Here is a 14,232-nt window from a genome sequence, read left to right as displayed (position 1 = left end):
TCGAATCAGTACAAAGAGGAAAAAATGAGTAGGAAATGGATTTTACCTGAGGATCGCTTTTTTGATCCGGATGATTCGCAGAAGAAAATTGCATTAGAGATTTATCATTCAGTTAAAGATCTGCCAATCGTCAGTCCTCATGGTCATGTTGACCCGAAACTGTTCAGCAAAGATTCTGAGGGCTTTGGAACCCCAGCCGATCTGTTGATCATCCCTGATCATTATGTATTTCGTCTTTTTTATTCTCAGGGTCTTCGGTTGGAGGATTTTGGAATTCCAAGGAGAGACGGTTCCAAGGAAGAAATTGAACAAGATCATCGGAAAATCTGGCAGCGATTTGCCGATAATTTTCATATGCTGAGAACAACTGCCTCATATAGTTGGCTGGCTTATGAATTTAAATTTATTTTAGGGATCGATGAAATTCCAGATTCAGACAATGCTCAGGAAATTTATGACGATATTTATGAAAAATTAAAATCGCCGGAATTCCAACCAAGAAATCTGTTTGATCGATTTCAGATTGAAGTCTTAAGCACCACCGACGGAGCCGCCGATTCTCTCTCTATCCATCAAGAAATCAAGGAATCAGGTTGGAAAGGAAATATCATTCCAGCTTTTCGTCCCGATTCCGTGATGAACATCACTTCGCCAAATTTCAAACAAGAAATTGACAAACTATCCAATGCCGCTGGCATTGACATTATTGACTTTAAAACCTATATTCGTGCGCTTGAATCACGTCGCCAGTTCTTCAAATCAATGGGTGCTGTTTCGACAGATCATGCAGTTGTATGTCCAATGACATCCGAACTACCTGAACCTGAATTGAATAGAATTTTTACGAACGCACTGAAAGGCGAATCAACTGAAGCCGAACAGGCCGCTTTTTCTGGTCATATGTTGAACGAGATGGCTCGTATGAGCTGTGAAGATGGTATGGTGATGCAGCTTCACCCCGGAGTTCTCAGAAACCACAACCATATGATTTATGACCGATTTGGAGCTGATAAAGGATGCGATATTCCGGTAACAACAGAATTCACCCGGAATTTACAGCCTTTATTATCAAAATTTGGCAATAATCCTCGCTTTACATTATGCCTGTTTACTGTCGATGAATACACGTATTCACGAGAATTGGCACCGCTTGCAGGGCATTATCCTGCGATTCGACTCGGACCTCCCTGGTGGTTTAATGACAGTTGGAATGGAATGACTCGTTTCTTTGACTCAGTTACTGAAACTGCCGGATTATATAATCTGAGTGGATTTATCGATGATACAAGAGCCTTTCCCAGTATTCCCGCCAGGCATGATGTATGGAGAAGAGTTGTTTCAAACTGGCTAGCGAAAATGGTTTCTCGATCGTTTATCGATACACAAGATGCGCTCGATCTGGCGAATATGCTGGTCTATCGACAGCCAAAATCCGTATACAAACTCGGATGATGTACAGCGATTCGAAACATAGGGGAAATGATTATTTATCGGATTGTTTTTGCTCGAAATATAAAAACAACACTTCAACAAGTGATCTCAACTGATTTGAAAGGCACGCATATATTTCGAACTGCTGGATCATTGTGAATCGAAAACAAGAAGGAATTGATATGAATTATCAAAAAATTGAAAAATCAATCGTATCCTATGAAGGATCAGATTTATGGTTGAGTAAAAACCAAAATGGGGATCGATTTTTATGTTCCCCAGGTAACCCGCTTGGACTTACAGATCAAATCGAACCAGGTATCTTCGCTCTTTCAGCTCACAATGCAGCATTAATGCGAAAATACTTTTCATGGTTAAATCCTCAACCGCTCGGTTTGCAAACCAGTGCAGGAACAGGCGACCGGCTTGGTTTGGCAACAACAGGACATATTCTGGCATTTGAAGGATCGGGAATAGCCCCGATTTTCGCTCAGCAATCTGTCAGGGAAAATGTTCGGACGCATCGCACTCCGCAGCAGGTGATGGATGATGCCATGTGGGGTGTCTTTGAAATGGGATGGAGATTGCCTTGGGGCGCTGATGGCGATCATTTGAAGAATTCAGAAGATATAAAAAGTTTTGTTGATGCCGGATACACTTTTTTTACAATCGATCCTGGTGCTTTTGTATGCAAAGCAGATCCGAAAATCAGTAACGTCCAATTAATAGAATCACTGGATGATTTTAATTTTGAGTCTTTCCAAATTTCGTTGGATTCTCTGTTGAAATCCTACAATACACAAAAACTGCCTGTAGAAAACATCAACTGCAGCGATCACGATGTTCTGATTGCATTGATAAAATATGGCAAAGCAATCCTGCATGTCAAAGAAATGTTTTTGGATTTAAGTCAGCGAATGGGTTTAAAACCCTTTGATTTTGAAGTATCAGTAGATGAGACTGATTGGCCAACATCAGTCTTTGAACATTATTTCATCGCGAATGAAATGAAAAGACTTGGTATTCAATGGACATCCCTGGCGCCGCGTTTCGTTGGCAGGTTTGAAAAAGGTGTTGATTATATCGGGGATTTAAGTCAATTCGAAACCGAATATAAAATTCATGCTGCGATACAAAAATATTTTGGAAATTATAAGATCAGTCTGCACTCTGGCAGTGATAAGTTCAGTATCTACCGTATCTGTGCAACCAACAGTGATTATAAAATCCATTTAAAAACAGCCGGTACAAGTTATTTGGAGGCACTGCGTGTTCTGGCATTAATAGAGCCAAAGTTATTTCGCGAAATTTATGATTTCAGCAGAAAGCAATATGATACCGATAAAGTCTCATATCATGTTTCAGCAGAATTCTCGAAAATGCCGATTCCAGATGAATTGTCGGATGATCAATTGCCTGTTTTATTAGACAATTTCCAGGCAAGACAAGCGCTGCATGTCTGCTTCGGTTCTGTTCTGGATCAATTCGGGAAAGAGCTCCTCGTGATGCTCAAACATAACAGAGACATTTACGACAAAACAATTAAAAATCATTTTAGTCGGCACTTGGCGGATTTTATCCAATGATAGCCGATTTGAACGTGTTGGATTGGACAAATTGCATGGTTTTCGTCACGGACGGAATGTTTCACATCAAATGGATTTCATCTACTCATTCAATTCGAAATGACATGTCGGATATTGAATGTGAGTTGGATGAGAAGGAATAAAGCAAAGGTTAATAATGGAACTATCGAAGGCTGTTTTTGGTTATGGAAGTCCTGATTCAGATGCACTCCTCACAAATCAGGAAGTCTTTGACATTCTGAATGGGGTTTTTACCGCAAATAATCTTTCCGGCAAGCGGATTCTGGTGATTATTCCCGATAGTACGCGTACAATGCCTCTCCCCATTTTCTTTCAATATTTTGTCAAACTTCTGCGCGGAAAAGCAGCAAAAATGGACTTTATCATCGCTCTTGGAACCCATCTCCCCATGAGCAGGGAAGCAATTTGCCGTCATTTCGACATTTCGCTTGAAGAAATGAACAGTACTTATCAAGATATCCGGTTTTTTAATCATGCTTGGGATCAAAAAGAGACATTTATTGATTTGGGTAAATTTGATGCTGAAGAAATCAGCCGCTTGACTTTTGGAACAATTCAAAAAGATGTAACGGTACAAATCAACAAAATTATTCTTGATTATGACGTCTTAATCGTCTGCGGTCCTGTTTTCCCACATGAAGTCATGGGATTTTCCGGCGGAACAAAGTACTTCTTTCCAGGGATCAGTGGCCCTGAATTTACAAATACAACCCATTGGATCGGTGCCATGAATACCTGTATGAAAACGATCGGTGTCCGCGACACACCGCAGCGGGGCCTTTTAGAAAGAGCCGCTGCATGGATCCCAGTCCCTCGGTTATATTGCTGCCCTGTTGTCAAATCAGAAGGAATCTATGGATTGTTTGCCGGCGATCCATTTGAAACCTGGAAAAAAGCAGCAGATTTATCTGCAGAAGTCCATGTTGAATATAAATCCAAAGCATTTCACACGGTTTTTTCCGAAATGCCGCTTCTGTATGATGACATTTGGACTGCAGCCAAAGGAATGTATAAATTGGAAGCAGTCGTTGAAGACGATGGCGAGCTTATTATTTACGCTCCGCATATCGATGAGATCAGTTATACCCATGGGAAAATATTGGACAAAATTGGATACCATTGCAGGGACTATTTTGTCAACCAATGGGAAAAATTTAAAGACGAGCCATGGGGTGTTTTGGCTCATTCTACACACCTGACAGGATTAGGAACCTTCGAAAATGGGACAGAAAAGAAACGGATTCGAGTCACTTTGGCTACGCGTATTCCAAAAGAACGATGCGAAATGCTCGGATTAGGCTATATCAATCCGGAGGAAATTAATCCAGATTCTTATAAAAATATGGAAAATGAAGGGATTCTCTACGTTCCCCACGCAGGAGAAACACTTTATAAAATACGACAATAATCGATTCGATTTATTTGTTTCCTATTTCGATCAAATTGTCTGACAAGGAGAAATTATGATACCTGATTTTTGTATTAAAGATAAAGTAATTGTTGTAACAGGTGGAGCCGGAGCAATCTGCGGTACGATGTGCCGAACGTTTGGAGAAGCCGGAGCAAAAGTAGCAGTTCTGGATCTGCGGCAAGATTTTGCCCAGAAAATTGCCGATGAAATTACGGCTAAGGGGGGGCAAGCGATTGGCGTTGCATGCAATGTGTTGGAAAAAGACAGCATTGAGACAGCAGCAGAGATCGTCATGCAGCAATGGGATCGCGTTGATGTATTGATCAATGGTGCCGGCGGGAATAAACCTCAAGCAACAACCAATTCGCAGGTTTCTTTTTTTGATCTTCCAGCTGATGCCATTCAATGGGTATTCAATTTGAATTGTCTGGGTGCGATGCTCCCAAGCCAGGTCTTTGGAAAAATCATGGCAAAAACCGGTGAAGGCTGCATCTTGAATATCTCCAGTATGAATGCATTTCGCCCATTAACCAGAATTCCAGCCTACAGTGCAGCCAAGGCCGGCATCAATAATTTCACGCAATGGTTGGCGGTTGACATGGCAAAGAATGTCTCTCCAAAAATTCGTGTGAATGCAATTGCTCCCGGTTTTTTTATCGGCAATCAAAATCGTGATCTGTTGATTGATAAAGAGACTGGCGAGTTAACAGAACGAGGAAAATCCATCATCAACCTGACACCGATGAACCGATTTGGTGAATTTGAAGAACTGATGGGAGCAACGTTATTCCTGATTTCACCCGCTTCTGAATTCATAACTGGCGTTGTGATACCGGTTGACGGCGGATTCTCCTCATTTTCCGGCGTATAAAAAAATATTATTCAGAGGACATAATCATGAGTGAAGACTCAGAACTGACGAAAAAATTATTATCGCTGAAGCCCCAACATGACTTTTTTGTCGGAATTGATTCCGATGGCTGCGTATACGATGCGATGGAAATTAAACAGAAAGAATGTTTTTGCCCGAATACAATTCGAGTATGGGAGTTGCAGCCAATTTCAAAATACGCAAGAGAAGCCGTAGAGTTTGTAAACCTTTACTCGAAATGGCGCGGAATCAATCGTTGGCCGGCATTAATAAAAGTTTTTGAACTCCTTAAAGATCGCCCGGAAGTATTACGACGGAAAGCGCAAATCCCATTAGGCAATGACATACGTGCATTTATATCCAGTGGATTGCCAACGAGTGATTCCGGATTATTAAAATATATGGAAACTCACAGCAGTCGTGAGTTGGATCAGGCCTGGGAATGGACTACGTCGGTCAATGAAACGATCAAAAATATTGTCCATGGATTGATGCCGTTCCCATTTTCGAAAGAAAGCATGGAAGCACTCCAGAATGATGCGGATGTATTTTGCGTTTCAGCGACTCCATCCGAAGCATTGGAGAGGGAATGGCGTTCAGGCGGTATCGATCACCTGGTCCGCATGATTTGCGGTCAGGAAATTGGGACAAAAGAGGATATCCTTCGGCATGGCGCCTTTGGAAAGTATGCTCCGGATCACGTTTTGATGATGGGAGATGCTCCCGGAGATCTCAAAGCTGCCCGCGCAGTTAATGCCCTTTTCTTCCCGATCAACCCCGGACATGAAGAAGAATCCTGGGAGCGATTCTACTCCGAAGGATATAAGAAATTCCTGGACGGAACTTTCAGTGGTTCCTATGAGACAATGTTAATCGATGAGTTTGAAAAACTGCTTCCAGAAGTGCCGCCATGGAATCTCAAACACCATGACGAAACCGGAAGCCAGCATTCATTTCGATTGGATAGATGAGAGGAGATAAGATAATGTCAAAAGCAAAAATTGGTCTGATCGGTCTGGGTGTCATGGGTTCCAACCTGGCATTGAATATCGAACGAAATGGTTTTCCAATTGCTGTCTATAATCGGACGTTGGAAAAAACAAAAGAATTCGTAAAAGGGGATGCCTCAGGTAAACAGGTTTTTGGAGCTGAATCGGTTGAAGAATTGATCGCCATGCTCGAAAAACCTCGCAGAATTATATTGATGGTAAAAGCCGGCAGCGCGGTTGATGAAACAATTGAACTTGTTAAACCATTTCTGGAAAAAGGCGATATTTTGATAGATGCCGGAAATTCCTTCTTTCAGGATACAGAAAGAAGAAGCGAATATCTGTCAAAAAGCGGTCTGAATTTCTTCGGGATGGGAGTCAGTGGAGGTGAAGAAGGCGCTCTTTGGGGGCCCAGTATCATGCCTGGCGGACAGAAAGAGTGCTGGGAAGCGCTTCGTCCGATTCTAAAATCGATTGCAGCAAAATATATAGATGGCGAACCTTGTGTCGAATATATCGGACCGCGTGGCAGCGGTCATTATGTCAAAATGGTACATAATGGCATCGAATATGGCGATATGCAATTGATCGCAGAAACATATGATTTACTTCATAGAGGACTCAATCTACAGCAAGATGAACTGCGCCAGATTTTTACGAAATGGAATAACGGAGTTCTGAAATCGTATCTGATCGAAATTACAGAACAAATTCTCACGAAATATGATCCGGAAACCGGAAAACCGATGGTAGATATCATTTTAGATGAGGCGCAGCAAAAGGGAACCGGTAAATGGACAGCTCAAAATGCTCTGGATATTGGAGCGCCAACACCGACTCTGAACAGCGGCGTTGAATGCCGGATTTTATCTTCATTGAAAGAAGAACGCGTCCATGCCAGCCGAATTCTTACCGGACCCGATCCAAAATATACGGGTGACAAAGAGAAACTGATTCAAGCTGCTGAAAATTCACTTTATTGTGCAAAAATAGCGTCCTATGCGCAAGGATTGGGATTATTAAAAATAGCCAGCAAAGAATATGGCTATGCGCTGAATTTGGGAGAAATTGCAAAAATTTGGAGAGCCGGCTGCATCATCCGTGCTGATTTTCTAAACGATATTACGCGAGCATATGATGCCAATCCTGAATTACAAAACTTGATGTTAGACGATTTCTTCCATCAGGCGATTGAATCCCGACAGGCGGATTGGAGATTTATCGTTAAAACTTCCGTTGATCTGGGTATTCCCATGTTAGCCACCTCTTCAGCATTATCATACTATGACAGTTACCGAAGCGAAGTCCTTCCTGCTAACTTAACGCAGGCACAGCGTGATTTCTTTGGCGCGCATACGTATCGACGAATTGATAAGGAAGGAAGTTTTCACACAATTTGGGAAGGTTAGGAGTGAATCATGAAAAAGAACGTGATCGTCGCTCAATCGGGGGGGCCTAGTCCGGTCATCAACAGTACACTGCGGGGAATATTCGATTTCTGCCACAGTATGCCAGACATTTTTGGTGATATTTACGCGGGTTTCCATGGGATTGAAGGTGTTCTTAAAGAGGAATTGATCAATTTAAGTGCGCAAAAAGAAGAAGAGATCCAATATCTCAGCTTCACACCTGCCGCCGGCGGAATTGGAACCTGCCGTTATAAATTACGCTCGAGTCAACTTGAAGATTTTAACCGGGTTATTGATGTATTTAAAGCCCATAACATCGGGTATTTCTTCTATATTGGCGGCAACGATTCGATGGATACAGCAAATAAAGTTGCAAAACTGGCTGTAGAAAAAGGATTGGACCTGATTGGAGTGGGCGGACCGAAAACTATTGATAATGACGTAGGTGATAGTGAATTTAAGATTATCGACCATACACCCGGTTATGGGAGCGTAGCACGATACTGGGCGCTCAACGTTCAAAACGCCAATGAGGAAAATGAAGGATCCTATCCTGCTGACCCGGTTTTAGTTTTACAGGCAATGGGGCGAAAAATCGGATTTATTCCTGCGGCTGCCAGACTTGCTGATCCAAAACGTGAAATGCCGCTTCAAATTTATATGACGGAATCTAAAGTAACACTTCCGGAATTAGCGGATAATGTGAATGACGAACTTCGAAAAAGCAAACGTTGTATCGTCGTTGTTTCAGAAGGTTTTGATGTAGGAGATATTGGCGCCAGAAAGGATAATTTCGGGCATATAGCTTTCGGTGCAAGTCAAATTTCCGTAACCCAGGCAGTTGTTAACTATCTCAACGAACATGGTCTGAAGGCCAAGGGTCTGGCACGCGGCGATACGCCTGGAACCGATCAGCGACGCAACATGATCTACGCTTCGACAGTTGATATAGAGGAAGCCTACAAATTGGGACAAGAGGCTGCCTTGATCGCATCAAGGGGCGAATCGGGATATATGAGCACCATTCTCAGAAATGCTGGGCCGATTTATAGCGTCCGGTATGATAAAGTACCGCTGGAAGTTGTCGCAAATTCAGAACGCTTTTTCCCTGAATCATGGATTTCTCCAAATCGATTCGATGTGACAGATGACTTTATCAATTATGCCAGACCCTTAATCGGAGAAAACTGGCCTGCCATTCCTCTGGTAAATGGAATCCAGCGGTACGCAAGGATTGAACCGATTTTTGTTCCCCAGATTCTGCCCAGTTACATTCCACAGGGATTACGATAACAAAACAGAGACAAAATTTCGAAATCAATCGGATTATTCGTTGTAAATTTGCCATTACAAATTTACAACGAAATTCCTTCCGGTATTCGAAAACCGGTCGATTCTTCGAATTACTTTATCGGAGGTGAAAAATTGATGCAGCATATGATGAAATGGCTTGAGGATTTACACAACTCATCGGTGAAAAAAGCAATGCCGGTTTTATCCTTTCCCGCAATCCAGTTAATGGGGATCACCGTTTTGGATTTGATCAATGACAGTGATCTTCAAGCAAAAGCCATGAAGATGATTGCAGATCGTGTTGATTCCGCAGCATCCCTCAGCTTAATGGATCTTTCCGTAGAGGCGGAATGTTTCGGTTCTGAAATTCGCAAGTCAGATTACGAAGTTCCGACTGTGACAGGCAGTATCGTTACAGATATGCAGAGTGCAGAACGATTAAGTATTCCTGAAATCGGAACAGGTCGAACCGGGATTTACATTGATGCAGTGACAAAAGCCAAAAAGATGATTCAGGATCGTCCTGTTTTTGCCGGTATGATCGGTCCATTTTCGCTTTCTGGACGATTATTGAATGTAACTGAGATTATGGTCCATTGTTATGATGATCCGGAATTAGTCCATGCAGTAATGGAGAAATCTACCGAATTTTTAATAAACTATGCGAAGGCGTATAAAAAATCAGGTGCAAATGGAATAATCATGGCAGAACCGCTGACTGGTATCTTGTCACCGGTTCTGGCGAGAAAATTTTCATCCCCGTATGTAAAAAAAATCGTTGACGAAATACAGGATGATAATTTCCTGGTTATTTATCATAATTGTGGAAACAACACGATTCAGATGATCGATTCGATTCTTTTCACAGGAGCTGCCGCGTTTCATTTTGGTAATAGTATCGATATGTCTGTAATGCTTCAAAAAATTCCCGAACACATCATCGTGATGGGAAATATTGATCCGGCAAAAGAAATTAAAGGCGGCACACCGCAGTCTGTTCGAAAAGCAACGCTTGAAACACTTGAAAAATGCTCTCATCATCCAAATTTTGTCATTTCATCCGGGTGCGATATCCCTCCGCTTTCAAGTTGGGAAAACATTGACGCGTTCTTCGGAGCTGTAAAAGAGTATTATGATAAAATCAAAAATAATGATAATGAATCAGCTTTTTTAGAGAAGGAATAATCACATGGCAGATCTACTTAATGAAATTAAAGAAGCCGTAATTGACGGTTTACAGAAAGTTGTACCCGGAAAAGTCCAGGCAGCTTTGGACGCTGGAATTGATCCAGAAACCATTCTGAATGAAGCGATGATTAAAGGGATGTCCGAGGTTGGACAACTATTTGAAGATGGGGAGTTCTTTGTTCCAGAAATGCTTGTCGCAGCACGTGCAATGGCTTCTGGAATGGAAATTCTGAAACCGCGATTAATTCAGGCGGATGTAAAATCAGCCGGAAAAGTGATTATTGGAACAGTCCAGGGTGACCTGCACGATATTGGGAAAAATTTAGTCGGAATGATGCTTGAAGGAGCTGCATTCGAAGTCGTTGACTTAGGAGCTGATGTTTCACCTGAGAAATTTGTGGAAGCCGTGAAAGAGAATGGCGCTCAGATTGTTGCCCTTTCGGCATTGTTAACCACGACGATGCCAAGCATGAAAGCAACAATTGAAGCATTGGAGACTGCCGGACTACGTGATAAAGTAAAGGTAATGGTTGGTGGAGCTCCGCTCTCGGATCAATATGCAAAAGAGATTCATGCAGATGGATATTCACCGGATGCAAACCGAGCCGTAGCATTAGCCAAATCACTCATCGCCTGACAATATTTTTGAAGAATAAAAAAGAATCAATGATTTTTGTAGATTATTCATATTGCCTCTAAATTAATAGAAAGTAGTATTTTCGCTAAATGGAGAAAGTATGGCTGGAAAACCTCTGATAGACGATATAAAAAACGGCAAAATATTTATTCTGGATGGCGCTCTCGGCACTAATATGCAATTGAACGGTCTTCCAGCCGGAAAACTGAATGAAGAGTGGGTTCTTGAAAAACCAGAAATTCCTCTGAAAATTCATTCGGATTTTGCCGAAGCAGGTTCTGATATTTTGTTGACAATGACCTTTTGCGCAAATCCAATTCACCTTTCCGATACTCCATTTGCACAGCGGACAAAAGAAATCAACTATAAAGCTGTCGATCTTGTAAAAGAAGCAGCAAAAGGAAAAAACATTTCCATTGCAGGCAGTTTAGGACCAATCGGGAAACTGATGGCACCTTATGGACCTTTAGAACCAAATGATTTTTATACCAGCTTCGCTGAACAAGCCAAATACTTAACAGAAGCCGGCGTTGATCTTTTGGTTCTTGAAACCTTCTATTCCATTGAAGAAGGAACAGAAGCATTAAAAGGAATCCGCTCTGTTTCCGATTTACCTTTAGTCGTATCATTTAGCTTTGATCGAGGCACACGCACAATGATGGGAGCCAAACCGAGCACTGTCGCTCAGACATTCACTGACCTTGGCGCTGATGTGATCGGAATAAATTGTGGTAAAGGGTTAGATGAAAATACAGAATGTCTAAAAATGATGCGTGACGCGACGACATTGCCGCTGTGGTTCAAACCAAATGCAGGAAAACCGGAAATCGGTTCTGACGGGAAAACGCATTATCATGTTACTCCAGAAGAAATTGCATCCAGAGTTCCTGACTGGTTAGCGATAGGCGCTCAGTTCATCGGCTGCTGCTGCGGATCGACCGCAGCCCATATCCATGCAATCGCATCGAGAATAAAAACCGCCTGATTATAAATTTCTTTTTGTTCTTTCCAAGATTTAATTGATAGAAAGCATTATTTGTTGTTGCGTACTTTTTCTGCGAAGCGTAAAGAGTACGTAACAACAAATTTTTATTCGTATATTTTTGCCCTCGATTTTCTCATAGTTCAAATCACTTTCAGTTTGAAATATCGATTGACTGTTTGATAAAAGAAAGAACAACATTGTATTTTTTTCATATTTCGAATTCCTGTCGAAAAATAAGTAAAGCGTTAAAATGGAAGTAATTCAATTTTAATTTTTCGTACGGGAGAAAAAATGCCAAATCAAATTGACCTTTCAATAATCGAAGAATTTTCCAATGCAAATGGCGTCTCAGGGTTCGAAGATGAAGTACTACAGATAGCCCGTAAATTTGCCCCAGTTGGCTCATCTTTTTCAGAGGACAGTTTACGGAATCTGTATATTTTTCGAAAAGAGCACCATCAAGGAAAACCGGTTATTCAATTGGACGCTCACAGCGACGAAGTCGGTTTTATGGTTCATGCAATCAAACCAGACGGAACCTTAAGATTTATTTCACTCGGAAACTGGATTGTAAACAATATCCCGGCACATAAAGTCAGAGTACAAAATGCAGACGGTGTCTATATTCCGGGAATCGTTACTTCAAAACCTCCTCATTTTTCTTCAGAATCCGGCGATTGTCAAAAACTTTCGATCGAACAATTGTCCATCGATATCGGAGCATCGACAAAAGAAGAAGCGCTGCATGATTATAAGATTCAAATCGGCGCTCCAATCGTTCCCGATGTGTCCTTTGAATACGATTCAAGCCATGACGTAATGTTCGGGAAAGGGTTTGATTGTCGTCTCGGCTGCGCTGCAATCATCAATATTTTACGCGAGTTAGATGGAATTGAATTAGGAATGGATATCGTGGGGACATTGTCATCACAGGAAGAAATCGGAATGCGTGGTGCTTCTGTTTCGGTCAATCGAATTAAACCGGATATCGCAATTGTTTTTGAAGGCTGTCCAGCAGATGATACCGTTGTCGAGCCCTATTTGGTTCAAACAGCGATGAAGCATGGTCCGATGCTTCGTCATATCGATGCATGTATGATTACTAATCCAAGATACCAACGATTTGCATTAAATCTCGCAAAATCGCTTGATATTCCAATTCAAGAATCGGTACGTACCGGAGGAGCCACAGATGGAGCGCCCATTCATTTAGCAAATTTGGGAATCCCTGCAATCGTTATTGGCATCCCAGTCAGATATATTCATACACACTATGGCTTAGCATCCTATTCAGATTATGTAAATACAGTCAAATTGGGTGTTGAAATTTGCAGGAAATTAAATCGAGAACAAATCACCAGCTTCTAAATTACGTTTTTTCGAAAAAAAGAACGCTGTGGAGATTATTCCACAGCGTTCTTTTTTTCCCCAGATTAACGTTTTGATTTTGTATTTCGCAGGAAATCGATATAAACGGCTAACAAGATGACAACGCCTTTCACAACATATTGCCAAAATGAATTCACGTTTAGCAAATTCAGACCGTTATTTAAAACGCCAATAATTAGACCGCCGATGATCGTTCCGCCTATTTTACCGGATCCGCCTGCCATGGATGTTCCACCGACCACTACGGCTGCAATTGCGTCCATTTCCGCACCGTCCCCTGCAGTTGGCTGTCCGGAATACATTCGGGACGCCAAAACCATTCCAGCCAGTCCTGCAAGTAAACCGGAATATGCATGAACAAAGAACTTAACTTTTTGTACATTAATACCAGAAAATTGGGCTGCCTGGGCATTGCCGCCAACCGCATAGATATGACGCCCTATTTGCGTCTTATTCATAATAATTCCGGTCAGAATTAAAACGCCAATAAGAATGATGACTGGTGTGGGGAATGGTCCAATATAACCAGCTCCCAAAAACTGCCATTCTTTCGTGACAACACGGACAGGTGCTCCGCCTGTATAGACATAGGCTAAACCTTTAGCAATATTCATCGTAGCCAATGTAACAATAAAAGGCGGAATTGTCGTTTTTGAAATGACAAAACCATTGAAAATACCAAACAGTAACCCAACCAGTAAGCCGCCTAAGATCGCTGCAGCAATCGGAAGGCCATGCCGCGATACAATTGCAGCGCCTACACATCCGGTCAGCGCGATGATCGAACCGACCGAAAGATCAATTCCGCTTAAATAGTGATTGTCCGATTGACTCATTATTCGTAATTGAAATTAAAAAAAATTAATAGTCATCTTTTTTTACGAAATAAAAAATGATCAGACCATTTATATATTTATTTCTACACAAAAAAATAAAACTAATAATTAAATTTTTAGTTTTATTTAGAGCGATCGTTAAATAATAATCTGTCGAAGAAAATAAATGATTGATACGATTAAATT

Annotated in this window: 11 protein-coding genes and 1 pseudogene; 11 read left to right on the top strand and 1 reads right to left on the bottom strand. The window is 41.6% G+C overall.

The window, feature by feature from the left end; translation table 11 throughout:
- The first annotated feature begins 24 nt into the window (after nt 1–24).
- From uxaC to ATC1_RS11205, 11 genes are all read left to right on the top strand, one after another.
- Nucleotides 25–1,452: a glucuronate isomerase gene (gene uxaC, locus ATC1_RS11255; RefSeq protein ID WP_062282027.1), complete on the top strand. Its 1,428-nt coding sequence runs from the start codon at nt 25–27 to the stop codon at nt 1,450–1,452.
- Nucleotides 1,453–1,613: 161 nt separating this feature from the next.
- Nucleotides 1,614–3,017 (top strand): tagaturonate epimerase family protein, encoded by a 1,404-nt coding sequence (locus ATC1_RS11250; RefSeq protein ID WP_062282025.1) that lies wholly within the window; start codon nt 1,614–1,616, stop codon nt 3,015–3,017.
- Nucleotides 3,018–3,174: 157 nt separating this feature from the next.
- Nucleotides 3,175–4,446 carry a lactate racemase domain-containing protein gene (locus ATC1_RS11245; protein ID WP_062282021.1) on the top strand — a complete coding sequence of 424 codons (1,272 nt, stop codon included), beginning with the start codon at nt 3,175–3,177 and terminating at the stop codon, nt 4,444–4,446.
- 55 nt (nt 4,447–4,501) lie between these two features.
- Nucleotides 4,502–5,320 carry an SDR family oxidoreductase gene (locus ATC1_RS11240; protein WP_062282017.1) on the top strand — a complete coding sequence of 273 codons (819 nt, stop codon included), beginning with the start codon at nt 4,502–4,504 and terminating at the stop codon, nt 5,318–5,320.
- Nucleotides 5,321–5,346: 26 nt separating this feature from the next.
- On the top strand, nt 5,347–6,291 hold the full coding sequence (locus tag ATC1_RS11235; protein ID WP_062282014.1) for an HAD family hydrolase: 945 nt from the start codon (nt 5,347–5,349) through the stop codon (nt 6,289–6,291).
- 14 nt (nt 6,292–6,305) lie between these two features.
- On the top strand, nt 6,306–7,718 hold the full coding sequence (gene gndA / locus ATC1_RS11230) for an NADP-dependent phosphogluconate dehydrogenase (protein WP_062282010.1): 1,413 nt from the start codon (nt 6,306–6,308) through the stop codon (nt 7,716–7,718).
- A 9-nt stretch (nt 7,719–7,727) separates the two neighbouring features.
- Nucleotides 7,728–9,011, top strand: coding sequence for a diphosphate--fructose-6-phosphate 1-phosphotransferase (locus ATC1_RS11225; RefSeq protein ID WP_062282007.1), 1,284 nt, complete (start codon nt 7,728–7,730; stop codon nt 9,009–9,011).
- 48 nt (nt 9,012–9,059) lie between these two features.
- The gene (locus ATC1_RS11220) at nt 9,060–10,196 is read left to right on the top strand and encodes a uroporphyrinogen decarboxylase family protein (protein ID WP_201777280.1); all 1,137 of its coding nucleotides are present in this window, start codon (nt 9,060–9,062) and stop codon (nt 10,194–10,196) included.
- A 4-nt stretch (nt 10,197–10,200) separates the two neighbouring features.
- Nucleotides 10,201–10,836, top strand: coding sequence for a corrinoid protein (locus tag ATC1_RS11215; RefSeq protein ID WP_062282004.1), 636 nt, complete (start codon nt 10,201–10,203; stop codon nt 10,834–10,836).
- Nucleotides 10,837–10,936: 100 nt separating this feature from the next.
- On the top strand, nt 10,937–11,821 hold the full coding sequence (locus tag ATC1_RS11210; protein ID WP_062282001.1) for a homocysteine S-methyltransferase family protein: 885 nt from the start codon (nt 10,937–10,939) through the stop codon (nt 11,819–11,821).
- 291 nt (nt 11,822–12,112) lie between these two features.
- A complete protein-coding gene (locus ATC1_RS11205) occupies nt 12,113–13,189 on the top strand; it encodes a M42 family metallopeptidase (RefSeq protein ID WP_062281998.1) in 1,077 nt (358 codons plus the stop codon).
- A gap of 65 nt (nt 13,190–13,254) precedes the next feature.
- Here the strand turns inward: ATC1_RS11205 and ATC1_RS11200 are convergent.
- Nucleotides 13,255–14,022, bottom strand: a pseudogene (locus ATC1_RS11200) (ABC transporter permease); the annotation flags it as partial.
- Between the last annotated feature and the right edge of the window lie 210 nt (nt 14,023–14,232).

This window comes from Flexilinea flocculi (genome assembly GCF_001192795.1).
GTDB lineage: Bacteria > Chloroflexota > Anaerolineae > Anaerolineales > Anaerolineaceae > Flexilinea > Flexilinea flocculi.
This window is presented reverse-complemented; position numbering and strand designations above follow the sequence as displayed.